Genomic DNA, 24,195 nt, shown 5'->3' on the forward strand with positions numbered 1-24,195 from the left:
TGTTCGCACCCCGCAGGAGCTCGCAGGAGAGGAAGCACCCCCCATGAACCTGACGTGGTTCGTCAGAAGCGCGTGGGCCGTCGCGCTGGCCGCACTGGCCGCGATGATGCTGCCCGGCACCGCCCATGCCGGGACGGTCGTCACGACCAACCAGGAGGGCACCAACAACGGCTACTACTACTCGTTCTGGACCGACAGCCAGGGCACCGTCTCCATGGACATGGGGTCCGGCGGTCAGTACAGCACCTCCTGGCGCAACACCGGCAACTTCGTCGCCGGCAAGGGCTGGAGCAACGGCGGACGCAGGACCGTGCAGTACTCGGGCACCTTCAACCCGTCCGGCAACGCGTACCTGGCTCTCTACGGGTGGACGTCGAACCCGCTCGTCGAGTACTACATCGTCGACAACTGGGGCACCTACCGGCCCACGGGCGAGTACAAGGGCACCGTGACCACCGATGGCGGCACCTACGACATCTACAAGACGACCCGCTACAACGCGCCCTCCGTCGAAGGCACCCGCACCTTCGACCAGTACTGGAGCGTGCGGCAGTCCAAGCGGACCGGCGGCACCATCACCACCGGCAACCACTTCGACGCGTGGTCGCGGGCCGGGATGCCGCTGGGCAACTTCAGCTACTACATGATCATGGCCACCGAGGGCTACCAGAGCAGTGGCAGCTCCAACATCACGGTCGGGAGCACCGGCTCCGGCGGTGGTGGCGGTGGTGGCGGTGGTGGGTGCACCGCCACCGTGTCGGCGGGGGAGAAGTGGTCGGACCGGTACAACCTCAACGTCTCCGTGAGCGGCGCCAGTGACTGGACCGTGACGATGAACGTGCCGTCGCCGGCGAAGGTCCTGTCCACCTGGAACGTCAGCGCCAGTTACCCCAGCGCCCAGGTGCTGACCGCCAAGTCCAACGGCAGCGGCAACAACTGGGGCGCCACGATCCAGGCCAACGGCAACTGGACCTGGCCGACGGTCTCCTGCAGTGCCGGCTGACACCGGCGGGGAAGAGAGGGAAGGTCTCACTCCGATGCGCACAAGATCCGGTCCGGCCCGGCGTTCCCTGGTCACCGCCGTGGCCGTCGCCGCCCTGGCCGCCGAGGGCACCGTCGTCGCCGAAGCCGCCCCGTCGCAGGCCGCCGCCTGCAACGGTTATGTCGGGCTCACCTTCGACGACGGTCCCTCCGGCACCACCCAGGCCCTGCTCAACGCGCTCCGGCAGAACGGACTGCGGGCCACCATGTTCAACCAGGGCCAGTACGCGGCCCAGAACCCGTCCCTGGTCCGCGCCCAGGTCGACGCCGGCATGTGGGTCGCCAACCACAGTTACACCCACCCGCACATGACCCAGCTGAGCCAGTCGCAGATGGACTCGGAGGTCTCCCGGACCCAGCAGGCCATCGCGAGCGCGGGCGGCGGCACACCCAAGCTGTTCCGCCCGCCGTACGGCGAGACCAACGCCACGCTCCGGTCGGTCGAGGCCAAGTACGGGCTGACCGAGGTGATCTGGGACGTCGACTCGCAGGACTGGAACAACGCCAGTGCCGACGCGATCGTGCAGGCCGTCTCCCGGCTGGGCAACGGCCAGGTCATCCTCATGCACGACTGGCCCGCCAACACCCTCGCGGCCGTCCCGCGCATCGCGCAGACCCTGGCGGACAAGGGCCTGTGCTCCGGCATGATCTCGCCGCAGACCGGCCGCGCGGTCGCTCCCGACGGTGGCAGCGGTGGGGGAGGAGGCGGTGGTGGTGGCGGCTGCAGTGCCACCCTGTCGGCGGGACAGCGGTGGGGCGACCGGTACAACCTGAACGTCTCGGTCAGCGGGTCGAGTGCCTGGACCGTGACGATGAACGTGCCGTCCCCGGCGAAGGTCCTGTCCACCTGGAACGTCAACGCCAGTTATCCCAGTGCTCAGGTGCTGACCGCCAAGTCCAACGGCGGTGGCAACAACTGGGGCGCCACCATCCAGGCCAACGGCAACTGGACCTGGCCGACGGTCTCCTGCAGCACGGGCTGACCCGGACCATGCCTGCGGCACGGTGGTCGCGACCGCCGTGCCCCAGGTCCTTCGGGCGGCCCCAAAAGGAAATGCGTGCCTTCGTGGGCCTGGGATAGGTTCATGGCTGATCGAAGGGGGGCCGGACATGGCGAAGTTGAACCAGATCATCGCTGTCGAGAAGGGCGTCAAGAGCAAGTCGCTCCAGGACATCACCGCGGCGCACCAGAAGGTGCAGAAGCCCGCGCTGCTGGCCGGAATCTCGCGTACGTACCAGCCGAAGGACGAGGAGGGCGAGCAGCTGCCGCCCGAGTCCACGCGGGTGCAGGTGCAGGCGGAGGACGTGCTGCGCGAGATGGCCACGTCGCTGACGCGGCTGTTCGACGTCACGGCGACCAAGGACTGGGCGAACTGCGCGGCGCGCGCGGACGTCACGGTCGACGGGCGGACGGTCGTCGCGGACGTTCCGGTCAGCTACCTGCTCTTCCTGGAGAAGCAGCTTGCCGATCTGCACACCTTCGTCAAGAAGCTGCCCACCCTCGACGCCGCCGAGGCCTGGTCCCAGGATCCGTCCACGGACTGGTGGAAGACGGACCCGGTCCGCACGATCCGGACGAAGAAGGTCCCGCGCAACCACGTCAAGGCGGAGGCGACGGACAAGCACCCGGCGCAGGTCGAGGTGTACTACGAGGACGTTCCGATCGGGTACTGGACGACGGTCAAGTTCTCCGGCGCGCTTCCGGCGCGGCGGGTGAACGAGCTGCTGGAGCGGGTCGAGAAGCTCCAGCAGGCCGTGAAGTTCGCCCGCGAGGAGGCCAACGGCGCCGAGGTCACCGACCAGCGGGTCGGCGACGCGGTGTTCGGCTACCTGTTCGGCTGAGGCCCCTCGCGGGCCCGCCGTGGGGTGTCACGGGTAGTCTCCACACACGCCCCCGCGTGCGAGCGCGGGGGTGCGCAACAGGCGCGGGCCGGATTGAGGACCGGTCCGCGCGATGAGCGCAAGCTGACACTGAAGTTCAGCCTGATGAGGCGCAGGGCAGAACCCCTGGGCCGTCAATCTCAGACTCTCGCTCCAGTCTCAGCATTGCCGCCGATCGCCGGATCGACCGGGGACGGACGAACGCCGTCGGATGCGAGTTCGAATCTCGTCTGCACCTCTCACCTGGTGCGGTAGTTCAAAGGAAGAACACGATGGCCTGATGACTGATCCGTCCTCTTAAACGCCGCCGGCGTGCGCAATTGGGTGGCATCCCCAGGGGCCCGGGAGCTGGATACGACTCCCGGGCTCCGCCACGCGCCACGTCAGCCGCCCAGTGACCGCCCCGCCACCCGCGCCAGATGCCGCCCGAACACCTCCCGGGCCTCGGGGGTCAGTGTGCGCAGGGCCACCATCGCCGTGATCACGACGTCGCACAGCTCCGCCTCGACGTCGTCCCAGGTGTGCGTGACGCCCTTGCGCGGGTTCTGGCCGGTCGCGCCGATCACCGCCTCGGCTACCTCGCCGACCTCCTCGGACAGCTTCAGCATGCGCAGCAGCAGGCCCTCCCTGCCGCCTACGGGCTGGTCCGCCTCCAGCCACTTCCACAGGGCGTCGACGGTGGTCCAGAGGTCGGGGGCGGCGGGTGCGCTGCTGCCGGGGGCGTCGTGGGCGTTCATGCGGGCACCTTGCCACGGATGGCCCATCGTCCGGGCTCACCGTGCCGGTACGTCAGTCGAACAGGGGTTCCTGCGTGCCCTCCGCCGCCCGCCGCACCCGCCTGTTCCGTGCGCCCACGACGATCGTCGTGGCCGCGGCCGTCGCCGCGAAGGCGGCCGGGACCATCCAGTTCCGGTTGACCGCGTGGCCCAGCGCGTGGTCCAGGGAGAGGCGGCCCGGGCCCGTGACCGCGAGGCCGGTGGCCGTCAGGCCGAGGGACACGGCGTACTCGTAGCCGCCGGCCTGGGCGAAGAAGCCGTTCGGGGCGTGCACCGCGGCGGCGCCGGCCATCGCGCCGGCTGCGGCCGCGCCCGCGGCCGGGGTGGCCAGGCCCAGCGCCAGCAGCACACCGCCGCCCGCCTCGGCGAGGCCCGCCGCGGTGGCGCTGGCCCGGCCGGGTGTGTAGCCCATGGCCTCCATGGCCTGGCCCGTGCCCTCGATCCCGCCGCCGCCGAACCAGCCGAGCAGCTTCTGTGCGCCGTGCGCGGCCAGGACGCCGCCGGTACCCAGTCGGAGCAGCAGCAGGCCCAGGTCACGCCGGTCATAACAGTTCACGTCGACTCCCTCGCGGCAACGGCGGCCGGCAACAGTGGTTCGCGACAGCGGTCGCCTCTCCACCGTCGCACCGTCGGCGCTGCGCGGGCTCGCCGCGGGCGCCGTTCGGGTGGTCGGCCGGCGCCGGGGCGGGGCAGGGGCGGTCCGGTCGACGGGCCGGGTGGCGGGGGCCCGGAGGCGGTGTGACGCTGGCCGGCATGACGATTCAGACCACGCGACTCAGCGACCCGGCCGTCCGCGCCTTCGTCGCCGCTGTCAACGCCCACGACCGCGAGGCCTTCCTCGCGACGCTCGCGCCGGACGCCACCATGGCCGACGACGGGGACGACCGGGACCTCGCCCAGTGGATCGACCAGGAGATCTTCTCCTCCAACGGCCACCTGGAGGTCGACAACGAGTCGCAGGGCGGGCGCGCCCTCATCGCCCGCTACCGCAACGACACCTGGGGTGAGATGCGCACGCGGTGGAACTTCACGGTGGACGAGGACGGCCGGATCGCGCGGTTCGAGACCGGGCAGGCCTGACCGGGGAACGGTGCGGCAGCCGTTCCGTCCACCGGTGTGCCGGTGTGGCGGAACGACTGCCGCCTCCCCCCTTGATATGGCCCGTGGAGCGTTGTGGGAGACCACGTTACGGAAACCACGTTGTGGAAGCCCAACGCTTCAAATGTGAAGTTCCGGTGAAGGAGATTTGAGCATACGTCCTTCACCGGCCGCAGTGCTGCGGACTTTGAAATTCCGATTGTGTGAATCGACTCAGCCGCGCCCCATGTACGGCATCGTCGTCGCCATGACCGTCGCGAACTGCACGTTCGCCTCCAACGGCAGCTCCGCCATGTGCCGCACCGTGCGCGCCACGTCGGCGACGTCCATCACCGGCTCGGGTGCCGTCTCCCCGTTGGCCTGGAGCGCGCCGGTCTGCATCCCCGCCGTCATGTCGGTCGCCGCGTTGCCGATGTCGATCTGGCCGACCGCGATGCCGTAGGGCCGGCCGTCCAGCGACAGGGACTTGGTCAGGCCCGTCAGCGCGTGCTTGGTCGCCGTGTAGGCCACCGAGTGCGGGCGCGGCGTGTGCGCCGAGATCGAGCCGTTGTTGATGATCCGGCCGCCCTGCGGGCGCTGCTCCTTCATCTGCCGGTACGCCGCCTGCGCGCACAGGAACGCGCCGTTGAGGTTGGTGTCCACCACGTGCCGCCACGCCTCGTAGGGCAGCTCCTCGACCGGCACGCCACCCGGGCCGAACGTCCCGGCGTTGTTGAACAGCAGGTCCAGCCGGCCGAAGCGGTCGCGCACGGCGGCGAACAGGGCCGCCACGTCGTCCGGCCGTGACACGTCGGCGCGGACGGGAAGCGCCGTGCTGCCGGCGGGTGCGAGCGCGGCCGTCTCCTCCAGTGTCTCCGGGCGCCGGCCGGCGAGCGCCACGGCCCAGCCGGCCGCCAGCAGTTCGACGGCGACCGCCCGGCCGATGCCGGAGCCGGCGCCCGTGACGAGGGCCACTTGCTGCGTACCGACGGGCTTCTCGTCGGTGGTTCTCACGGTGTTCATGAGTCGGCAGCGTACGCGTGGTGGATCATGCGGAACTCACCCTTCCGACATGGGACCGCCATGTCCGCGCCAAGCCTGGGCCGTTCCCGACCCTTCGAATGCCCCGTGCAACCACTGCATGGGGAGGAACGGATGTCACCCGCGGACCACCAGTCGAACCACCAGTCGAACCACCACTCCCAGCCCTCGCACGCCCCCGAACTCCGCGCCGCCGCCCGCCACCTGGGCCGCCGTCGCTTCCTGACCGTCACCGGCGCCGCCGCCGCGCTCGCGTTCGCCGTCAACCTGCCGACCGCCGGCACCGCGGGCGCGGCCGAACTCGACGCGGCACGGCTCACCGCCGACCCCTTCACGCTCGGCGTCGCCTCGGGCGACCCGCAGTCCGACTCCGTCCTGCTGTGGACGCGCCTGGCCCCCGTCCCCTACCAGGCCGACAGCGGACTGCCCGCCCAACGCGTCACCGTCGCCTGGGAACTGGCCCTCGACGAACGGTTCCGCCGCGTCGTCAGACGGGGAACCGCCACCGCACACCCCGAGTTCCACCACACCGTCCACGTCGAGGTCGGCCACCTCGCGCCCGGCCACGTCTACTACTACCGCTTCCGCGCCGGCCGCTGGGTCAGCCCGGCCGGCCGCACCCGCACCGCGCCGGCGCAGCACAGCCGGGTCCGGGACCTCACCTTCGGACTCGTCTCCTGCCAGCGCTACGACCAGGGGTACTACACCGCGTACCGGCACCTGGCCCAGGAGGACGTGGACGTCGTCTTCCACCTCGGCGACTACCTCTACGAGTACGCCGTCAACGACGTCGGCGGCTCCCGCTCCTACCCCGCGGGCACCCTGCCGGACCTCTTCGACCACGAGACGGTGACCCTGGAGGACTACCGCCTGCGGTACGCCCTCTACAAGTCCGACCCCGACCTGCGGGCCGCGCACGCCGCGCACCCGTTCGTCGTCACCTGGGACGACCACGAGACCGAGAACAACTACGCCGGCGACACCCCGGAGAACAGCGTCCCGCCCGAGGAGTTCCTGCTGCGCCGGGCCGCCGCCTACCGCGCCTACTGGGAGAACATGCCGCTGCGCCGGCCCCAGCTCCCCGACGGTCCGGACCTGCAGCTGTACCGCCGCCTGCACTGGGGCCGGCTCGCCCAGTTCGACGTGCTCGACACCCGCCAGTACCGCTCCAACCAGGCCTACGGCGACGGCTGGCAGTACCTCGGGCCCGAGTCCGAGGACCCGAGCCGCACCCTGACGGGCGACGCCCAGGAGCGCTGGCTGATCAACGGGTGGCACCGGTCCGACGCCCTGTGGAACGTGGTGCCCCAGCAGGTCACCTTCTCCCGGCGTCACAACTCCACCACCCTGCCGTCCAAGGTCTCCATGGACTCCTGGGACGGCTACCCGGCCTCCCGCGAGCGGGTGCTGGCCGGCGCGCAGGCCACCGGCGTCGAGAACCTGATGGTCCTCACCGGCGACGTGCACGTGCACTACGGCTTCGACATCAAGCGGGACTTCGACGACCCCGGCTCCCGGACCCTGGGCACCGAGATCGTCACCACCTCCGTCACCAGCGGGCGCGACGGCTCCGAGAAGCCGTCCAACTGGGACACCCTCATGGCCGCCAACCCGCACCTGAAGTTCTTCAACGGGCTGCGCGGCTACGCCACCGTCTCCCTCGGCCGGGAGCTGGCGCGCGCCGACTTCAAGACGGTGTCCCACGTGACCACCGAGGGCGCGCCGCTCACGACCGCCGCGTCCTTCGTGACGGAGGTGGGGGAGCAGGGGCTCAAGCCGGCATGACCTCGCGGTCCTCGCCCGGGTAGCGGACGCCGACGCGGTCCCGGATCGTGTCCAGCGTCCGCATCACGGCGAGCGTGCCGTCGAGCGGCACCAGCGGGGACTCGGTCTCACCGGCGCGCAGGGCCCGCATCACCTCCTGCGCCTCGTGCCGGAGGCTGTCCCGGGGCCCGTCGGCCGGGACGGCCCGGTACTCCTCGGGGTCCTGGCCGTCCCGGTGCAGCACGAAGTGGTCCGGGAAGAAGAAGCCGTGCGGGACGTCGATGCGGCCCCTGGAGCCGGTGATCGAGGCGGAGTTGGGCGTACCGCCGGTGATGGAGCAGTGGACCGAGGCGAGAGCACCGCTCCGGTAGGAGAGCAGCGCGCCCGTCTGGAGGTCGACGCCCTCCTCCGAGAGGACCGCCCGTGCCGCCACGTCCGACGGCTCACCGAGCAGCAGCTGCACGAACGACACCGGGTACACGCCCAGGTCGAGCAGCGCGCCGCCGCCCTGTGCGGGATCGCGGAGACGGTGGGCGGGCGGGAAGGGGCCCGCCAGGCCGAAGTCCGCCTGGACGCTGCGGATGTCGCCGATCGCACCGTCGTCCACCAGCGCCTTCAGACGGCGCACCAGCGGGTTGCAGTACATCCACATCGCTTCCATCAGGAAGCTGCCGCCCTGCCGGGCGAGCGCGACCAGTTCCTCCGCCTCGCGCACGTTCAGCGTGAACGGCTTCTCGCAGAGTACGTTCCGGCCCGCCTCCAGGCACAGGCCGGCGGCCGTCCGGTGCGCCGAGTGCGGGGTCGCGACGTAGACCACGTCGACGTCCTCGTCCCGGGCGAGGGTCTCCCAGTCGCCGTACGCCCGCGGTATCCCGAACCGCTCCGCGAACGCCTTCGCCGACGCCTCGGTCCGCGAGGCCACCGCCACGACCTCCGCGTCCGGCAGATCGACCAGATCCGCCGTGAACCTCGCCGCCATCCCGCCGGTCGCCAGAATCCCCCAGCGCACCTTCTGCCCGGTCATCGCCGACACCCTGCCCCACCCTCGCTCAGGTTCGTTCAAGTCTGTTCGTTCATGTCCGTACGAGCTGAGAGCATAGGTGCCGGATCTGTTGAAGAGGGAGGGGCACATGCCCGAGCGCGGGCCGTCCATACCGGACACCACACCGACGACTTCGCAACCGACGACTTCGGAGCCCGCGCGGGGCGCCCGGCCCCCGGCCGGGCCGGGAACGGCACCCGCCGTCCGCCCGCACCCGCTGAGCGCCACCCGCCGCACCGGCCTGCTCGTCACACTCGTCCTCGCCGGCCTGACCGCCACGCCGCCGCTGGCGATGGACATGTACCTCCCCGCGCTCCCGGAGGTCACCCGCTCGCTGAGCGCGCCCGCCGCCACCGTGCAACTCACGCTCACCGCCTGCCTGGCCGGCATGGCGCTCGGGCAGCTCGTCGTCGGGCCGATGAGCGACAAGTGGGGCCGTCGGCGACCGCTGCTGACCGGCCTCGCCCTCTACGTCGTCGCCACCGCCCTGTGCGCGATCGCGCCCACGGTCGAGCTGCTCGTCGCCTTCCGGCTGGCGCAGGGGCTTGCGGGCGCCGCCGCGATCGTCATCGCCCGGGCCGTGGTCCGTGACCTGTACGACGGTGTGGCCATGGCCCGCTTCTTCTCCACCCTGATGCTGATCTCCGGGGTCGCCCCGGTCGTCGCGCCGCTGATCGGCGGGCAGATCCTGCGGGTGACGGACTGGCGGGGCGTGTTCGTGCTGCTCACGGTGGTCGGCGTGGCGCTGGGGCTCGTCGTGTGGGCCAAGCTGCCCGAGACCCTGCCGGAGGGGGAGCGGCACGCGGGGGGTGTCGGCGACACGCTGCGTGCGATGCGCGGGCTGCTCGCCGACCGCGCCTTCACCGGGTACATGCTCGCCGGTGGCTTCGCCTTCGCCTCGCTGTTCGCGTACATCTCCGCCTCCCCGTTCGTCATCCAGGAGATCTACGGCGCCTCCCCGCAGACGTTCAGCCTGCTGTTCGGCGTCAACTCGATCGGCCTGGTCGTCGTCGGGCAGATCAACGGCAAGATCCTCGTCGGGCGGGTCCGGCTGGACCGCGTGCTCTGCGTCGGCCTGCTGATCGTCATCGCCGCCGCGACCGCGCTGCTGCTGATGTCCCTCGGCGTCTTCGGGGACGTCGGGCTCGTGCCCGTCGCCGTCGCGCTGTTCGTGCTGATGTCCGCGATGGGCATCAGCCTGCCCAACACGCAGGCGCTCGCCCTGATGCGGGTCAGGAAGTCCGCCGGCTCCGCCTCCGCGCTGCTCGGTACGTCCTCCTTCCTCATCGGGGCCGTGGCCTCGCCGCTGGTCGGGATCGCGGGGGAGGACACCGCTGTGCCGATGGCCGTGGTGCAGCTGGTCGCGGCGCTGGTGGCGCTCGGCTTCTTCCTGGGGATGTGCCGCCGTCCTTCGGAGGATTCGGAGGTTTCGGGGGCTGCGGGGGCTACGGGGGCTACGAGGGCTTCTGGGGTTTCGGAGGGGGAAGAGAGCTGAGTACTCCGAGACTGCGCCGTGACACCCCGGAGCGGGCCGGGCTCGACCCCGAGCAGCTCCGCCGTGTCGTCGAGGACGTGCACGGCCTCACCACCGGCGAGCGGCCCTGGGCGGCGGGTGCCGTCGTGGCCGTCGGACGCGGGCCCGTGCTCGCCGTCGAGGAGGCGGCGGGCTGGGCCGTGCGCTACGCGTCCTACGACCCGGACACCGACGCCGGGGTGGAACTGCCGGCGGCTTCCCGGGTGCCGATGACCGTGGGTACGCCCTTCGACCTGGCCTCCCTGACCAAGCTGTTCACGGCGGTCGCCGCCGTGCAGCAGATGGAACGGGGCACGCTCGGCATCGACGCGGAGGTCGGCGCCTACCTGCCGGACTTCCGCGGCGCCGCCGCGCACCACGTCACCGTACGGCAGCTGCTCACCCACACCTCCGGGCTGCGGCCCGAACTCCCGCTGTACGACTGCGCCGACGACGAGGAACGGCTGCGGCTGCTGCGGGCGGAGCCGCCGGTGGGGGAGCCTGGCACGTACTGCTACTCGGACCTGAACATGCTGCTCCTCCAGCAGGTCCTGGAGCGCATCACCGGCCGTGGCCTCGACGTCCTCGTCCGTGACGGGATCACCCGGCCGCTGGGCATGACGGCGACGCACTTCGGGCCGTGCCCGGGCGCTGCGGCGACGGAGGACCAGCGGCGGCCGTGGGCCAAGGCGGACCGGGGGATGCTGCGGGGTGTCGTCCACGACGAGAACGCGTGGGCGCTGGGCGGGGTGGCGGGGCACGCGGGGCTGTTCTCGACGGGGCGGGACCTCGCGGTCTTCTGCCGCGCGCTGCTCGCGGGGGGCTCGTACGGGCCGGCGCGTGTTCTCGGGCCCGACTTCGTGGAGCTGCTCCTGGCGGAGCCGGGGCTCGGCTTCGCTCTCGACCAGCCGTGGTTCATGGGGGAGCTGGCGGGTCGCGGGGCGGCCGGGCACACCGGGTTCACCGGGACGATGCTGGTCCTCGACCGGGCCACGGACACGTTCGTCGTCCTCCTCGCCAACACGGTCCATCCGCGCCGCCGAACGCCGGACAACGGGCCCCGGGTGGCGCTGGGGACGCGGGTGGCCCGCGCGGTACGGGGGCTCTGAGCCGGGGTGCGGTGCCTGCGGCGGCCTGTGTCGCTTCGGTGGGGGTGCGCGTTGCGCGGTGCGTGGTTCTGTGGGTCGGGGCCGCGCCGGGGGGTGTCCGTCCTCGGAACGGCGCGGAATCGGTCGGCCACGGAAGTGCTCTCCGTTGACGCGCCAACCGCTGCGGGCGGACACCCCCCGACACGTCCCCTTCTCGCCGTACGCGGCTCTCCGCCGTCGCCCGCGCAGCTGCGGGCAGTCGTGCGCGTAGCTGCGGGCAGTCGTGCCTCCCCCAGTGCCTGAACGGCCTGGGCGGTACCCCCAGGGCGGCACGGGTGGGCGGTGGGGGTCCCCCCGCTCGAGCGAAGCCGAGAGTGGGGGAGGCACCCGGCCAGCGCCGGGCCGCGTCACCTCCCCCGGCAGCGCGCGCCCACCCCGTCGCGCCGGGCCGCGTCACCCACCCCCGGCCCGCACCCCTCCGCGCCGGGCGCCGCCCCGCCCCGCCCGTAGAATCGCCGGGTGAACGCCCCCGCCGACCCCGCCGACACCCTGCGTGCCGCCCTCGCCGGCCTTCTCGACGGGCTGCCGCCCCGGCAGGCCGCCCAGGCCGTGGAGCGGCTGATCGCCAACTACCGCGGGGACACCCCGACCCACGCCCCGATCCTGCGCGACCGCGCGGACGTCGTCGCCTACGCCGCGTACCGCATGCCCGCGACCTTCGCCGCGGTGCGGTCGGCGCTGGACGCCTTCGCGGAGGCCGTGCCCGGATGGGCTCCGGGGAGCCATGTCGACGTCGGCGGCGGGACCGGCGCGGCGACCTGGGCCGTCAGCGCCACCTGGGCCGGCGCCCGTCCCGTGACCGTGCTCGACTGGGCCGAGCCCGCGCTCGCCCTCGGCCGGGAGATCGCCGCCGCCCACCCGGCCCTGCGCGACGTCCACTGGCAGCGTGCCCGGATCGGCGCCGCGCTCACCGTGGGGAAGACCGACCTCGTCACCGTCTCCTACGTCCTCAACGAGCTCACCGGCCCCGACCGCGCCGCCCTCGTCGACGCCGCCGCCTCCGCCGCCCAGGCCGTCGTGATCGTCGAGGCCGGCACCCCCGACGGCTACGCCCGGGTCATCGAGGCCCGGCAGCAGCTGATCGCCGCCGGGTTCCACGTCGCCGCCCCCTGCCCCCACAGCGCCGCCTGCCCCATCGTGCCCGGCACGGACTGGTGCCACTTCGCCGAGCGGGTCAGCCGTTCCTCCCTGCACCGCCAGGTGAAGAGCGGTTCCCTGGCCTACGAGGACGAGAAGTTCAGCTACGTCGCCGCCACCCGGCTCCCGGTCTCCCCGGCCCCCTCCCGGGTGGTCCGGCGACCGCAGATCCGCAAGGGCCAGGTCCTGCTCGACCTGTGCGAACCCGACGAGCAGCTCCGCCGCCGGACGGTCACCAAGCGCCACGGCGACCTGTACAAGGCGGCCCGCGACGCGGCCTGGGGCGACGCGTGGCCCCCCGGGGAGGGCCCCTCCTCATGACGCCGCGTCGCCGGCGTCCGTCTCTCGTTGCTCCCGCTGCTGCTCCTGCATTTTGCGCAGCAGCTCCCGCTTCTGGGCCTGCGGATCGAGTCCGCCGCCGATCCGGCCGTTTCGGCCGCCGCCGCGCAGGGCCTTGCGGCCCAGCTTCTGGCGCGTACCGCCGACGCCCAGCATGTTTCCGGCTCCGCCTCGGGACATGATGTTCTCCCCATTCTTGGTACGGACTCATTCTCGGTACGGGCTCTTGGTGCGAGACGGTTCGTCTCGTCTGTTTCGTGGCTCCACTGTCCGGCGAGACGTATCGTCTTGTCAACCTGTTAAATTCGACCCATGGCCGTCCAGAAATCAGCCCCCGCCCCGACTCCCGACCCGTCAGCCCCCGACAGGCCGCACCCCGACGCCAGCCGTCGCAGTCAGCGGTCCCGCAAGGCGATCTACGACGCCGCCCTCGCGCTCGTCGCGGAGGTCGGCTATCCCAAGACCACCATCGAGGGCATCGCCGCCCGCGCCGGCGTCGGCAAGCAGACGATCTACCGCTGGTGGTCCTCCAAGGCCGACGTCCTGCTGGAGGCCTTCCTCGACCTGGGCGAGCAGGCCGCGGAGGCCGCCGGCCAGGAGACGTACGCCATCCCGGAGACCGGCGACCTCGCCGCCGACCTCAAGGCCGTGCTGCGGGCCACCGTCGACGAGCTCCAGGACCCGAAGTTCGAGGCCCCCTCCCGCGCCCTGGCCGCGGAGGGCGTCGTCAACGAACAGCTCGGCCGGGTGTTCGTCACCAAGCTCCTCGAGCCGTCACTCCAGCTCTACGTCGACCGGCTGCGCGCCGCCCAGGACGCCGGCCAGGTGCGACCGGAGATCGACCCGCGCATCGGACTGGAGCTCTTCGTCTCCCCGCTCGCCCAGCGCTGGCTCCAGCGCACCGCCCCGATCTCCTACGCCTACACCGACACGCTCGTCGACTACGCGCTGCACGGGCTCGCCCCGCGGTGACCGGGTGACGACCCGGCGGTGACCAGGGAAGTTTGTCCCTTCGCGACCCCGAAGCGCGGAATGGTGCGACCATGGGGCATGCTGGTGCGCACGATGGCGAGGCAAGGGGATAGATGAGCGCGGAGTTCGGCGGTCGGAGCGGTCTGCAGGGCAAACTCTCCCAGTGGCTGCGCGGACGCCGCCCCAAGGAGGCCGCCGGTGACGGTGGCCGGGAGGACCTGCTGCTCGCCGCCGCCGGTGCGGGACTGCCCCTCGCGCCCGCCGCGCACCCGGCCGGATACCGCTGCTCCTGCGAGCGCGTCGGCTGCCCCACCCCCGCCCGGCACCCGGTGTCGTTCGCCTGGCAGACGCAGTCCACGACGGACCGCGCGCAGATCGAGCGCTGGGCCCGCCATCAGCCCGAGGCCAACTTCATCACCGCGACCGGCATGGTGCACGACGTCCTCGACGTGCCCCTCGAGGCCGGCCGCGAGGCGCTCGCGCGGCTGCTCGACGCGGGTGTCGAGGTCGGTCCGGTCGCCGAGAGCGACGACGGCCGCATGCTGCTGTTCACCCTCACCCGCGGCACCCCCGCCGACGAGGACGAGTGGTGGCCCTGCGAGCTGGACTGCCACCCGGAGACGATGGACGAGCACCCCGGGCTGCGCTGGCACTGCCGTGGCTCCTACGTGCTCGTGCCGCCCGCGCGGCTGCCCGGCGAGGACCGCACGGTGCACTGGGTGCGGGGCCCGGAGCACCCGCTGCCGGACCCGCTGACCCTGCTGGAGACCCTCACCGACGCCTGCGCCCGGCACGCCGGCGAGGACGCCGACCACGCCGGGACGGCCTGGCCCCTGCGCCGCTGAGCGCCGGGGCCCGGGCGGGGCGTGGTTACTCGCCCTTCGCCGACGTCATGCCCTGGACGCGGCCCAGCACCGACACCGGGCCGTCCGCCGGGTCGAGCGCGACCTCGTTGGAGACGAACTCCATCGTCAGCGACTGCTTGATCTCGCCGTCCGTCAGCGCCAGCACGGCCTTGTTCGGCGTCGGCACGGACGCGCCCTGCGCCGCCGTCTGCTTCTCGTAGTGCCGCGAGGTGAAGAACACCAGCGCCCCGCCGTCCTTCGTGCGCAGCGCCAGCGGAGCGTAGTCGCCGTTCGTCAGCGGCTCGTCGATGTACTGGGTGACCAGGCCGGGGCGGGTTCCGCGCTGCTCGCGCAGCTGCCGCCAGGCGCTGGTGTGGGCGCCGTCCGCGAAGGACTTCCCGCCGCCCTTCAGATACGTCGTGTAGTCCTTGCTCAGGTCGGCGGGCGGCACCGCCAGGTCGGCGGAGTTCGCCGGGACGGCCTCGGCCCAGCCGTCCGCGTCGGTCTTGAACTCGGGCACCTTGGCGGGGGCGACCAGTGTCAGGTACGCCGCCTGCCAGGTCTCCTCCAGGCCGTGCCGGGTGAACACCAGCAACCAGCGTGTCTCGCCGCCCTTGTTGGCCTTGGTGTCCGCGACGAACCAGCGTGGCCAGCCCGCCTTCTTCGGAATCGTGAACTTCGCGTCCGTCAGCTCCAGCGGCGAGTGCGCCGGATTGCCGTCCGGGTTGTTGGTCCGGCCCGCCTTCAGCCGCGCCGAGTCGATGGCGGCGAGGGCGCCGGTGGTGTGCTCGGCGTCCAGGGAGACGTCGTACGCCTTGTCCGCCGCGTTGTAGGCGTCGGTGAACTCCTGCAGCGCCTTCGCGGCCTCGGCCCGGGTGGCCGACGGGAGCACCTCGCGCTCGCCGTGCACCACCACGCATCCGCTCGCCGTCAACGACAAAACGGTCGCCGAGGCGGATATGAGCGCGCACTTGCCAAGCCTGCGGGGCCTACGAGGGCCGCGATCCCTGCTCATCAGGTTCCTTCACCTTCCCCTTCCCGGAGGCGAACCCTACCGGGACGAGACGGCGGGCGAGTGCGGGGACCGGATACGGCGTGCGAGTGCGGGGGTCGGACACCGGTCAGGGTTCGCGGCGGGGGGTGACGAGCACGGCTCCCGTGCGGGGGTGTGCGAGCACCTCCACCGGCTGGTCGTAGACCTCGGACAGCAGTTGCTCGGAGAAGACCTCCGCCGGCGGGCCGTCGGCCGCCACCCGGCCGGTGCGCAGGATCGCGACCCGGTCCGCGTACGCCGCCGCCAGACCGAGGTCGTGCAGCACCACGATCACCGCGTCCCCGGCCCGCGCCCGCTCCCGGCACAGGCGGAGTACGAGTTCCTGGTGCCGCAGGTCCAGTGCCGCGGTCGGTTCGTCGAGCAGCAGCAGGGAGGTGCGCTGCGCCAGCACGCGGGCGAGCGCGACGCGGGCCCGCTCGCCGCCGCTGAGCGCGGAGAACGGCCGCCCGGCGAAGCCGGTCACCTCGGTGCGGGCCATCGCCTCGGCCACGGCCGTGTCGTCCTCGTCCTCCAGACCGGTCCCCGCCCACGGCGCCCGGCCCATCCGGACGACCTCCTCCACCGGGAACGGGAAGGACAGCGACGCCGACTGGGGCAGCACGGCCCGGCGCAGGGCCAGTTCGGGCGCGGACCATTCCGTCACCGGCCGCCCGTGGACGCGTACGACCCCCTCGTCGGCCGGGAGATCGGCGGCCAGGGCGCCCAACAGGGTCGACTTGCCCGCGCCGTTGGGGCCGACCAGGGCGAGCACCTCGCCCGCGCACACGGTCACGCCGACACCGTCGAGGACCGGACGCCCGTCCAGGTGGACGCGCAGGCCGTCGGCCTCGGCGAGGACGTCGCCGGGGCAGACGGGGGGTGGAGGTGCCGGACGGGAGGGTACGAGGCGCAGCAGTCCCCTGGCGGTCACGGTCTTCGTCCCTCTCATGCCCAACCCCCTTGCCTGCGCCGGGTGCGGCGCAGCAGCCAGAAGAAGAACGGGCTGCCCAGCAGCGCCGTCAGCACCCCGAGCGGCAGCTCCGCGGGCTCGGCGACCGTGCGGGCGGCGAGGTCGGCGGCGAGCAGGACGAGTGCGCCGAGCAGGGCGCTGCCCGGGATCAGGAAGCGGTGCCCGGGGCCCGCCACCATCCGCAGCAGGTGCGGGACGACGAGTCCGACGAAGCCGATGACCCCGGCCACGCTCACCGCCGCCGCCGTCAGCAGTGCGATCACCAGGACCAGCACGACCCGCAGCCGCTCCACGTCCACGCCCAGGTGCCGGGCCGGGCGTTCGCCGAGGGCCAGCAGGTCCAGGCGGCGGGCGTACAGCGGGGCGAGGCCGAGTCCGAGCGCCGCGCACGGCAGCACCGCGAGCACCTTCGGCCAGGTGGCCTGGGCGAGCGAGCCCAGCTGCCAGAAGGTGATCTGGTTGACCGCCGCCGTGTCCGCGAAGAAGACGCCGCCGACCACGGAGCCCACCGCCCCGTCGCCCACGGAGCCCGAGTCCCCGGACCCGGCCCCGTCCGCCACGGAGACCACCCCCGGCGTGCCGTCCAAGACCGAGGACCCGGACACGGGCCAGGACACGGACCCGGACACGGACCCGGCCCCGTCGCCGAGCAAGAGCACCGGTACCGGGCCGTCGCCGTCTGCCTCCGCCACCGAGGCCGCCGCCCAGGGCCAGATCGCCGACGGCACCCTCGGCTGGGGCGTGAAGGAGTCCTTCCGCGCCTACGTCGTCGGCACCATGGCCAAGGGCAGGGTCACCGTCTCCGGCGGCGCCACCCAGGCGGCCGGCAACGGCGCCTTCACCTTCAAGGACGCCACCGGCACCTACGACACGGACGCCGACAGGCTCACCGCCACCTTCCAGGGCGCCGTGAACTTCAAGGGCCACGAGACGAACGGCGCGTACGGCCTCGACCTGACCCTGACCAACCTCAGGGCCACCCTCGACGGCGGCACCGGCAAGCTGACCGCCGACGTCACCAGCCTCGGCGAGAAGTCCCCGGGCGTGGTCCTCGCCGACCTCAAGGCCACGTCCGCCGACCTGACCGCCGACAGGAACGTCATCACCGTCGACGACATCGCCGCCACCCTCACCGACGCCGGCGCGAAGGCCTTCGGCGGTTACTACACCGCCGGTACGGCGCTCGACACCGTCGACCTGGCGGTCGCGCTGAGTGACGACGCGCAGCTGCCGGACGGAGGCGGCGCGGGCACGTCGGGGGGCACGGGCACGTCGGGCGGCACTGGCGGCACGGGCGGCTCGGGCACCGGGGGCACCGGCACCGCTTCGACCATCGGCGGCACGGGCACGACCACGGGCGGCACGATCGGCGGCGGCAGCCTCGCCTCCACCGGCACGGACCTGCCGGGCCCGGCCCTGGGCGCCGCGGCCGGCGTCGCGGTCGCGATCGGCGCGGGCGCGGTGTTCGCGGCGCGCAAGCGGCGGCCGCAGGCATAGCGGACGCGGGCGTAGCGGACGCGGGCGTAATTCCTTGCGGGCCGGGGCGGCCCACCCCCGATACTGGCCGTATGAAACGGGCGGTGCGGGAAGGCAATCCGGGACCACTGGTCCTGGAGGTCCGCGGCCGCCCCGGCCCGCCCCCGCTGCGCTTCGTCCACAGGGACGGCGGCATGCCCTCCCTGCATCAGGGGGACCGCCCGCTGCTGCTGGCCCAGCCGGTCGGTGACGGTTGCTGCCGCGAGCTGCACCTGCGCCGGCTGCCCGGCCTCCGCTCCCCGCTGCCGCCCCTGCGCGCGGAGCTGATGCGCGCGCGGCCCGACTGGCGCCACCGGTACACGCGTTGGCTGGAGAACACCCCGTACGGCCCCCTGCACGACGGGCGTTGGGCCGTCGGCGAGCGCCTCTCCTTCGCGCCCGGCATCTGGACCGACGACCTCGTCCGGGACTGGCCCGACACCGTCCTCGAACTGCTCTGCGGCGGCGGCTGGCACGGCGTGCTGCCCCTGCGCCCCCTCTCCCGCCCCGACGCGTCGCGCGTGAAGGCGTACCGCAAGCACGCCCGGGACGGCACCCTCGCCCCCGTGCTGCTGTGGTGGGTGTCGTTCTTCGACGGCTGGGTGATCCTGGACGGGCACGACCGGGCGGTGGCGGCGCTCGCGGAGGGGCGCGAGCCGCCGTGCGTGGTGCTGGCCCGCCTGCCGGACGACGCCCAGTGGCGGCGGACCGCCGACCGGATCACCGAGGCCCACGAGGAGCGCACGGCCCGGTCGGCGGCCCGTCCCGCCGGCCCGGAGGCCGCACTCCGACGCGCCACCCTGGAACGGGCGTACGCGGACGCGCTCGCCACCCTTCCGTACGACGAGGACCCCACGCCGACCTGGCCGCCCGTCGGCGATGCTTGAATGCCCCGGTGACTGACTACGACGTACTGCGCGTCTTCTGCGCGCCGAACGGCGGATACGGCAACGAACTCGGCGTCGTCCGGGACGGCTCCGTACTGCCTCAGACCGCGGAGCGGCAGGAGCTCGCCGCGAAACTCGGCTTCAGCGAGACCGTGTTCGTCGACGACCCCGAGCGCGGCGTCGTCGACATCTACACGCCCACCCTGCGCCTGCCCTTCGCCGGCCACCCCTGCGTAGGCACGGCCTGGCTGCTCGACGTGCCCGAACTCGTCACCCCGGCCGGGGTGGTGGGCGCCCGGCTGGACGGGGAGTTCAGCTGGATCGAGGCCCGCCCGGAGTGGGCGCCGCCGCGCACCCTGCGGCAGTACGCCACCGTCGCCGAGGTCGATGACCTGCCGGTGCCGCCGCCGGGGGAGTGGGTCTACGCCTGGGCCTGGGAGGACGAGGCGGCGGGGCGCGTGCGGGCGCGGGCCTTCCCCGGGCGCGACGACGGCATCGACGAGGACGAGGCGACCGGCGCGGCGGCGCTGCTGCTGACCGAGCGGCTGGGCCGCGCCCTCAACATCACGCAGGGGGTCGGCTCGCAGATCCTCACGGCCCCGCAGCCCGAGGGCTGGGTCGAGATCGGCGGGCGGGTACGCCTGGAGCGGTGACGGAGACCGCCACCGCTCCCCACGTGCCGCCGCCCGGGCCGGCGCTCAGGCCGACAGCGGGAACTCCTCGCCCAGGGCCCGGAACACGGCGGTGTTCAGCGCGAACGCCCGCTTGCACTCGGCGACGACGCGCTGCTTCTCCAGGTCGTCGGCGCGGATGCCGTCGAGCAGCTCGCGGTACTCGCGCTTGAACGCGGCCGGGTTGGTGATCCCCTCGAAGACGTAGAAGCGGACCCCGTCGCCCTTCTTGGCGAATCCCCACGTCCGCTCCGCCCGGTCGCGGATGATCTGGCCGCCGGACAGGTCGCCGAGGTAGCGGGTGTAGTGGTGGGCGACGTACCCGCCCGGCCAGGTCTCGGCGCACTCCCGCACCCGGTCCGCGTACGCCCGGGTCGCGGGCAGGGCGGTCAGCCCTGCACGCCAGCCGGGGCCGCGCAGATGCGCCAGGTCGCGCTCCAGGGAGGCCAGCCGCATCAGCTCGGGCCGGACGAACGGCCCGGCCACCGGGTCCGCCGCCAGCCCGTCGGCCGCCGCCTCCAGCGCCTCGTAGACGAACCACAGCTGCTCGGTGTAGCGCGCATACGCGTCGACGCCGAGCCGTCCGCCCAGCAGGTCGCTCATGAACGTCGAGGTCTCGGCCTCCACGTGCTGCTCGTGGGACGCGGTGCGGATGAGCGTCGAGAAGGAGTCCATGGGCCGATCTTCTATGGTTAGGCTTACCTAAGTCAACAGGTTTCCGACGTCCTGTCGGTAAAAGCGTACCCGGACACGCGAAGGCCCGCCCTCCGAGGAGAGCGGGCCTTCGCACAGGCGCGCGGGGCGGCGCGGGACGGTCACGGAAGAGTCAGGATCTCCGCCCCCGTGTCGGTCACCACCAGCGTGTGCTCGAACTGGGCGGTCCGCTTGCGGTCCTTCGTGACCACCGTCCAGCCGTCGTCCCACATGTCGTACTCGTGCGTTCCGAGCGTCAGCATCGGCTCGATCGTGAAGGTCATCCCGGGCTGGATCACGGTCGTCGCGTGCGGGCTGTCGTAGTGCGGGACGATGAGCCCCGAGTGGAACGACGAGTTGATCCCGTGGCCGGTGAAGTCCCGCACCACCCCGTACCCGAACCGCTTCGCGTACGACTCGATGACCCGGCCGATGATGTTGATCTGCCGGCCGGGCCTGACCGCCTTGATCGCGCGGGCCAGGGCCTCCCGGGTCCGCTCGACCAGCAGCCGGCTCTCCTCGTCCACGTCGCCGACCAGGTAGGTCGCGTTGTTGTCACCGTGCACCCCGCCGATGTACGCCGTGACGTCGAGGTTGACGATGTCACCGTCGCGCAGCACGGTGGAGTCGGGGATGCCGTGACAGATGACCTCGTTGACCGAGCTGCACAGCGACTTGGGGAAACCCCGGTAACCGAGCGTCGAGGGGTAGGCGCCGTGGTCGCACATGTACGCGTGCGCCACCCGGTCCAGCTCGTCCGTCGTCACGCCGGGCGCGATGAGCTTGGCGGCCTCCTCCATCGCCTGCGCCGCGATCCGCCCGGCCACGCGCATCGCCTCGATCGTCTCGGGCGTCTGCACCTCCGGTCCGGTGTACGGCGTCGGCGCGGGCTTGCCGACATACTCGGGCCGACGGATGTTTCCGGGCACGGAACGGGTGGGAGACAGCTCCCCAGGTACGAGCAGCGACTGGCCAGAAGACATGACAGCGAGTCTAACCAGCGGGCATACGACATCCTGTCCCTGGCGAAAGGAGCCGGTCATGGCCCTGTTCAAGAAGCGCACGGTCGGAAAACCGGGCGAGTGGTACTACTGCCTGGAACACAAGAAGGTCGAGGAGGGCCCGGAGTGCCCGGCCAAGAACCGCTTCGGGCCGTACGCCTCCCGCGCGGAGGCCGAGCAGGCGATGCAGACCGCCCGCGAGCGCAACCTCGAGTGGGAGAACGACCCGAAGTGGCACGACGCCCCGGCCACGCGTGCGGACGACGACTGAGCGGTCAGCCCTGACTGAGCGGTCAGCCCTCCACGGCCGTCGGCGTCGCGGCTGCGCGCTTCTCGCGCAGCCGCACCGCGTGCTCGTTGGTCCGCACGTCGTACGTCATCATCGTCGGCAGACACAGCGCCAGCAGCCCCACCGCCCCCGCGCACAGCAGCCCGCCCGACCACACCGACGCCCGCACCCCGGTGAGCGCGGCCATGCCGCCCGCCCGGACCTGACCGAGCTGCGGGCCCACCGAGTACGACAGCAGCTCGATGCCGGCGAGCCGCCCGCGCAGCTCGTCCGGGATGGTCTGGTTCCACATCGCCCCGCGGAAGACGCCGCTGACCATGTCGCAGGCACCGGCGAGGACGAAGCACAGCAGCACCAGCCACACGTTCCCGGCGACGCCCGCGGCGGCGACCGCCAGGCCCCACCCGGCCGCCGCCAGCACCACCATCCGCCCGTGCCGGTGCACACGCGACGTCCAGCCGCTGCTCACGCTCACCAGCAGCGAGCCCGCCGGAATCGCCGCGTACATCAGTCCCAGCGACCACTCGGCGTCCAGCTCGTCCGCCAGGAACGGCAGCACCGCGAGCGGCATCGCCAGGAACATCGCGCACAGGTCGACGGCGTACGTGCCCAGCAGCTCCTTGCGGTGCCACGCGTACCGGGCGCCCTCCGCGATCGCCGCCCAGGAGGGCCTGCTCGCCTCGTGCGAGGCGGGTGCGGAGGCCAGACCGATCACCAGGGCCACGGACACGGCGAAGGTGACCAGGTCCACCGTGTACGCCCACCCGAGCCCCGCGTACGCCACCACCACGCCGGCCAGCGCCGGACCGGCGATCCCGCCGACCTGCCAGCGCAGCGCGTTCAGCGAGGCGGCGGCCGGCAGGTGCTCGTGGGCCACGATGCGCGGGATCAGCGAGTCGAGGGCGGGGCGCTGCACCGCGGCGAGCGCCGACGTGAACGCGGCGACGACGTACAGCGGCCACACCGCCGGGCTCGGCATCAGCGCGTTGACCAGCAGCACCGCGCTCAGCACCCCCTGGCCGGCCTCCGTCCACACGATCAGCTTCCGCTTGTCCCACGCGTCGGCCAGCGCACCGCCGTACAGCCCGAAGACCACCAGCGGCACCAGCTCCACGGCGCCGATCGCGCCCACCGCCGCCGCCGACCCCGTCAGCTCCTTGATCTGCACCGGCAGCGCGACGAGCGTCAGGAAACTCCCGAAGTTCGTGATCAGCCCCGACACCCAGAGCCGCCGGAAGTCCCGCGAGGCCCGCCAGGGGGAGAGGTCGGGCAGCAGGGCGCGCAGGCCGGTGGGCCCGGCGGAGGCGGCCGGGGAGGGGGTGGGGGAGTCGTCGGTCACGAGGGGTCATGGTGAGCCGGGGCCAGGGGCGGCGGCAACCGGATTTCCCGGGGCCCGTCACCGGTGCGAAGGCCGGTGCGGAGGCCGGTACGGAGGGTCCCCTAGCCGTCCGTACGTGCGAGGTGCCACCATGGGAGGGATCCGGGGACGCCGTCAGGGTGCCTCGAGATGACATGAAGGAGCCGTTGCCATGACGCAGCTTTCGGCTGCCCAGACGCCGCAGCGCCCGCCCGCCGATGCCGGCAAGGCGCTGTACGGGGGCAAGAGCAACCGTCGTATCACCGTCCGGGACATCACCGCCGCCAAGGAGCGCGGCGAGAAGTGGCCCATGCTCACCGCCTACGACGCGATGACCGCGTCCGTCTTCGACGAGTCCGGCATCCCGGTCATGCTCGTCGGCGACTCCGCGGGCAACTGCCACCTCGGCTACGAGACCACCGTGCCCGTCACCCTGGACGAGATGACCATGCTCTCGGCCGCGGTCGTACGGGGCACCAACCGCGCCCTGATCGTGGGCGACCTGCCCTTCGGTTCCTACCAGGAGGGCCCGGTGCAGGCGCTGCGCTCGGCGACCCGGCTGGTCAAGGAGGCCGGGGTCGGGGCGGTCAAGCTGGAGGGCGGCGAGCGCTCGCACCGGCAGATCGAGCTGCTGGTCGAGTCCGGCATCCCGGTGATGGCGCACATCGGCCTCACCCCGCAGTCCGTCAACGCCATGGGCTACCGCGTCCAGGGCCGGGGCGAGGAGGCGGCCCAGCAGCTGCTGCGCGACGCCAAGGCCGTGCAGGACGCGGGTGCCTTCGCGGTCGTCCTGGAACTGGTGCCGGCCGAGTTGGCCGCCGAGGTGACGCGGACGCTGCACATCCCGACGGTCGGCATCGGGGCGGGTCCGGAGACGGACGCGCAGGTGCTGGTGTGGACCGACATGCTCGGGCTGACCGGCGGCCGGGTGCCGAAGTTCGTCAAGCAGTACGCCGACCTGCGTCGGGTCATGGGCGACGCGGCGAAGGCGTTCGCCGAGGACGTCGTCGGCGGGACGTTCCCGCAGGAGGAGCACTCCGTCCACTAGAAGCCACCGCGGTACGACACCGGGCCCCGCCGATCTTCCCCCGTCGGCGGGGCCCTGGTGTGCCGGCGGCCTCCGGGGGCGCGTGTCGGCGGGCTGCGGGTGCCTGTAGGCGGCCTGTCGGTGGTTTGTCGGTGGCGGCTGACAACGTCGTCGGC

Annotated in this window: 25 protein-coding genes and 2 pseudogenes; 15 read left to right on the forward strand and 12 right to left on the reverse strand. The window is 72.6% G+C overall.

The features are described from left to right. Positions 1-43 precede the first annotated feature (43 nt). The 3 genes from ACIGO6_RS03715 to ACIGO6_RS03725 all read left to right on the forward strand — a co-directional run bounded on the left by ACIGO6_RS03715 (position 44) and on the right by ACIGO6_RS03725 (position 2,883). On the forward strand, positions 44-1,003 hold the full coding sequence (locus tag ACIGO6_RS03715; protein ID WP_399870766.1) for a glycoside hydrolase family 11 protein: 960 nt from the start codon (positions 44-46) through the stop codon (positions 1,001-1,003). 34 nt (positions 1,004-1,037) lie between these two features. Beyond that, positions 1,038-2,024 (forward strand): polysaccharide deacetylase family protein, encoded by a 987-nt coding sequence (locus ACIGO6_RS03720; protein WP_399870769.1) that lies wholly within the window; start codon positions 1,038-1,040, stop codon positions 2,022-2,024. A gap of 127 nt (positions 2,025-2,151) precedes the next feature. Continuing rightward, positions 2,152-2,883: a hypothetical protein gene (locus tag ACIGO6_RS03725; protein WP_399870772.1), complete on the forward strand. Its 732-nt coding sequence runs from the start codon at positions 2,152-2,154 to the stop codon at positions 2,881-2,883. Positions 2,884-3,305: 422 nt separating this feature from the next. Here the strand turns inward: ACIGO6_RS03725 and ACIGO6_RS03730 are convergent, their stop codons facing one another. Beyond that, positions 3,306-3,659: a MazG-like family protein gene (locus ACIGO6_RS03730; RefSeq protein ID WP_399870775.1), complete on the reverse strand. Its 354-nt coding sequence runs from the start codon at positions 3,657-3,659 to the stop codon at positions 3,306-3,308. A gap of 52 nt (positions 3,660-3,711) precedes the next feature. Further along, complete coding sequence (locus tag ACIGO6_RS03735; protein WP_399870777.1) at positions 3,712-4,254, reverse strand: DoxX family protein; 543 nt, start codon at positions 4,252-4,254, stop codon at positions 3,712-3,714. A 197-nt stretch (positions 4,255-4,451) separates the two neighbouring features. Between ACIGO6_RS03735 and ACIGO6_RS03740 the strand changes: the two genes are divergently transcribed. Beyond that, positions 4,452-4,778 carry a nuclear transport factor 2 family protein gene (locus ACIGO6_RS03740; protein ID WP_399870780.1) on the forward strand — a complete coding sequence of 109 codons (327 nt, stop codon included), beginning with the start codon at positions 4,452-4,454 and terminating at the stop codon, positions 4,776-4,778. 231 nt (positions 4,779-5,009) lie between these two features. Here the strand turns inward: ACIGO6_RS03740 and ACIGO6_RS03745 are convergent, their stop codons facing one another. Then, positions 5,010-5,798 carry an SDR family oxidoreductase gene (locus ACIGO6_RS03745; protein ID WP_399870782.1) on the reverse strand — a complete coding sequence of 263 codons (789 nt, stop codon included), beginning with the start codon at positions 5,796-5,798 and terminating at the stop codon, positions 5,010-5,012. 132 nt (positions 5,799-5,930) lie between these two features. Between ACIGO6_RS03745 and ACIGO6_RS03750 the strand changes: the two genes are divergently transcribed. Then, positions 5,931-7,601 (forward strand): alkaline phosphatase D family protein, encoded by a 1,671-nt coding sequence (locus tag ACIGO6_RS03750; protein WP_399870784.1) that lies wholly within the window; start codon positions 5,931-5,933, stop codon positions 7,599-7,601. Here ACIGO6_RS03750 and ACIGO6_RS03755 read toward each other — a convergent pair. Further along, on the reverse strand, positions 7,588-8,604 hold the full coding sequence (locus ACIGO6_RS03755) for a Gfo/Idh/MocA family protein (protein ID WP_399870785.1): 1,017 nt from the start codon (positions 8,602-8,604) through the stop codon (positions 7,588-7,590). The genes ACIGO6_RS03750 and ACIGO6_RS03755 overlap by 14 nt on opposite strands. 106 nt (positions 8,605-8,710) lie before the next feature. Between ACIGO6_RS03755 and ACIGO6_RS03760 the strand changes: the two genes are divergently transcribed. The 3 genes from ACIGO6_RS03760 to ACIGO6_RS03770 all read left to right on the forward strand — a co-directional run bounded on the left by ACIGO6_RS03760 (position 8,711) and on the right by ACIGO6_RS03770 (position 12,741). Further along, complete coding sequence (locus tag ACIGO6_RS03760; protein WP_399870787.1) at positions 8,711-10,117, forward strand: multidrug effflux MFS transporter; 1,407 nt, start codon at positions 8,711-8,713, stop codon at positions 10,115-10,117. 77 nt (positions 10,118-10,194) lie between these two features. Beyond that, positions 10,195-11,244, forward strand: a complete 1,050-nt coding sequence (locus ACIGO6_RS03765) for a serine hydrolase domain-containing protein (protein ID WP_399870789.1) — start codon at positions 10,195-10,197, stop codon at positions 11,242-11,244. A 498-nt stretch (positions 11,245-11,742) separates the two neighbouring features. Then, positions 11,743-12,741: a small ribosomal subunit Rsm22 family protein gene (locus ACIGO6_RS03770; protein WP_399870792.1), complete on the forward strand. Its 999-nt coding sequence runs from the start codon at positions 11,743-11,745 to the stop codon at positions 12,739-12,741. Here the strand turns inward: ACIGO6_RS03770 and ACIGO6_RS03775 are convergent. Then, complete coding sequence (locus tag ACIGO6_RS03775) at positions 12,736-12,939, reverse strand: DUF6243 family protein (RefSeq protein WP_399870793.1); 204 nt, start codon at positions 12,937-12,939, stop codon at positions 12,736-12,738. The genes ACIGO6_RS03770 and ACIGO6_RS03775 overlap by 6 nt on opposite strands. Positions 12,940-13,071: 132 nt before the next feature. On the opposite strand from ACIGO6_RS03775, the gene ACIGO6_RS03780 reads away from it, so the two are divergent. Next, complete coding sequence (locus ACIGO6_RS03780) at positions 13,072-13,731, forward strand: TetR/AcrR family transcriptional regulator (protein WP_399870796.1); 660 nt, start codon at positions 13,072-13,074, stop codon at positions 13,729-13,731. 113 nt (positions 13,732-13,844) lie between these two features. Continuing rightward, positions 13,845-14,576 (forward strand): bifunctional DNA primase/polymerase, encoded by a 732-nt coding sequence (locus ACIGO6_RS03785; protein WP_399870797.1) that lies wholly within the window; start codon positions 13,845-13,847, stop codon positions 14,574-14,576. A gap of 25 nt (positions 14,577-14,601) precedes the next feature. Here the strand turns inward: ACIGO6_RS03785 and ACIGO6_RS03790 are convergent, their stop codons facing one another. The 4 genes and pseudogenes from ACIGO6_RS03790 to ACIGO6_RS03805 all read right to left on the reverse strand — a co-directional run. Further along, positions 14,602-15,591, reverse strand: coding sequence for a hypothetical protein (locus tag ACIGO6_RS03790; RefSeq protein WP_399870800.1), 990 nt, complete (start codon positions 15,589-15,591; stop codon positions 14,602-14,604). After that, positions 15,566-15,667 (reverse strand): annotated as a pseudogene (locus ACIGO6_RS03795) (iron transporter); the annotation flags it as partial. The pseudogene ACIGO6_RS03795 and the gene ACIGO6_RS03790, both read right to left, overlap by 26 nt. A 30-nt stretch (positions 15,668-15,697) precedes the next feature. After that, positions 15,698-16,558 (reverse strand): heme ABC transporter ATP-binding protein, encoded by an 861-nt coding sequence (locus tag ACIGO6_RS03800; RefSeq protein WP_399870802.1) that lies wholly within the window; start codon positions 16,556-16,558, stop codon positions 15,698-15,700. Continuing rightward, a pseudogene (locus ACIGO6_RS03805) lies at positions 16,555-17,070 on the reverse strand (FecCD family ABC transporter permease); the annotation flags it as partial. The pseudogene ACIGO6_RS03805 and the gene ACIGO6_RS03800, both read right to left, overlap by 4 nt. A gap of 85 nt (positions 17,071-17,155) precedes the next feature. Here ACIGO6_RS03805 and ACIGO6_RS03810 point away from each other — a divergent pair. From ACIGO6_RS03810 to ACIGO6_RS03820, 3 genes are all read left to right on the forward strand, one after another. Beyond that, positions 17,156-18,076 (forward strand): HtaA domain-containing protein, encoded by a 921-nt coding sequence (locus ACIGO6_RS03810; RefSeq protein WP_399870804.1) that lies wholly within the window; start codon positions 17,156-17,158, stop codon positions 18,074-18,076. 71 nt (positions 18,077-18,147) lie between these two features. Next, positions 18,148-18,981, forward strand: coding sequence for a hypothetical protein (locus tag ACIGO6_RS03815; RefSeq protein ID WP_399870807.1), 834 nt, complete (start codon positions 18,148-18,150; stop codon positions 18,979-18,981). A gap of 8 nt (positions 18,982-18,989) precedes the next feature. Then, entirely contained in the window at positions 18,990-19,634 is a 645-nt protein-coding gene (locus ACIGO6_RS03820; RefSeq protein ID WP_399870810.1) for a PhzF family phenazine biosynthesis protein, read from the forward strand. A 45-nt stretch (positions 19,635-19,679) separates the two neighbouring features. On the opposite strand, the gene ACIGO6_RS03825 is transcribed toward ACIGO6_RS03820, so the two are convergent. Both ACIGO6_RS03825 and map read right to left on the reverse strand, forming a co-directional pair. Further along, entirely contained in the window at positions 19,680-20,327 is a 648-nt protein-coding gene (locus tag ACIGO6_RS03825; protein WP_399870812.1) for a heme oxygenase (biliverdin-producing), read from the reverse strand. Between the two features lie 140 nt (positions 20,328-20,467). Further along, positions 20,468-21,328: a type I methionyl aminopeptidase gene (map, locus tag ACIGO6_RS03830; RefSeq protein WP_399870815.1), complete on the reverse strand. Its 861-nt coding sequence runs from the start codon at positions 21,326-21,328 to the stop codon at positions 20,468-20,470. Between the two features lie 58 nt (positions 21,329-21,386). Between map and ACIGO6_RS03835 the strand changes: the two genes are divergently transcribed. Next, the gene (locus ACIGO6_RS03835) at positions 21,387-21,617 is read left to right on the forward strand and encodes a hypothetical protein (RefSeq protein WP_399870817.1); all 231 of its coding nucleotides are present in this window, start codon (positions 21,387-21,389) and stop codon (positions 21,615-21,617) included. A 22-nt stretch (positions 21,618-21,639) separates the two neighbouring features. Here the strand turns inward: ACIGO6_RS03835 and ACIGO6_RS03840 are convergent, their stop codons facing one another. Further along, entirely contained in the window at positions 21,640-22,974 is a 1,335-nt protein-coding gene (locus ACIGO6_RS03840) for an MFS transporter (RefSeq protein ID WP_399870819.1), read from the reverse strand. A gap of 190 nt (positions 22,975-23,164) precedes the next feature. On the opposite strand from ACIGO6_RS03840, the gene panB reads away from it, so the two are divergent. Continuing rightward, positions 23,165-24,040, forward strand: coding sequence for a 3-methyl-2-oxobutanoate hydroxymethyltransferase (gene panB / locus ACIGO6_RS03845; RefSeq protein WP_399870825.1), 876 nt, complete (start codon positions 23,165-23,167; stop codon positions 24,038-24,040). Positions 24,041-24,195: the final 155 nt, after the last annotated feature.

The organism is Streptomyces sp. NPDC053750, from assembly GCF_044544295.1.
Lineage (GTDB): Bacteria > Actinomycetota > Actinomycetes > Streptomycetales > Streptomycetaceae > Streptomyces.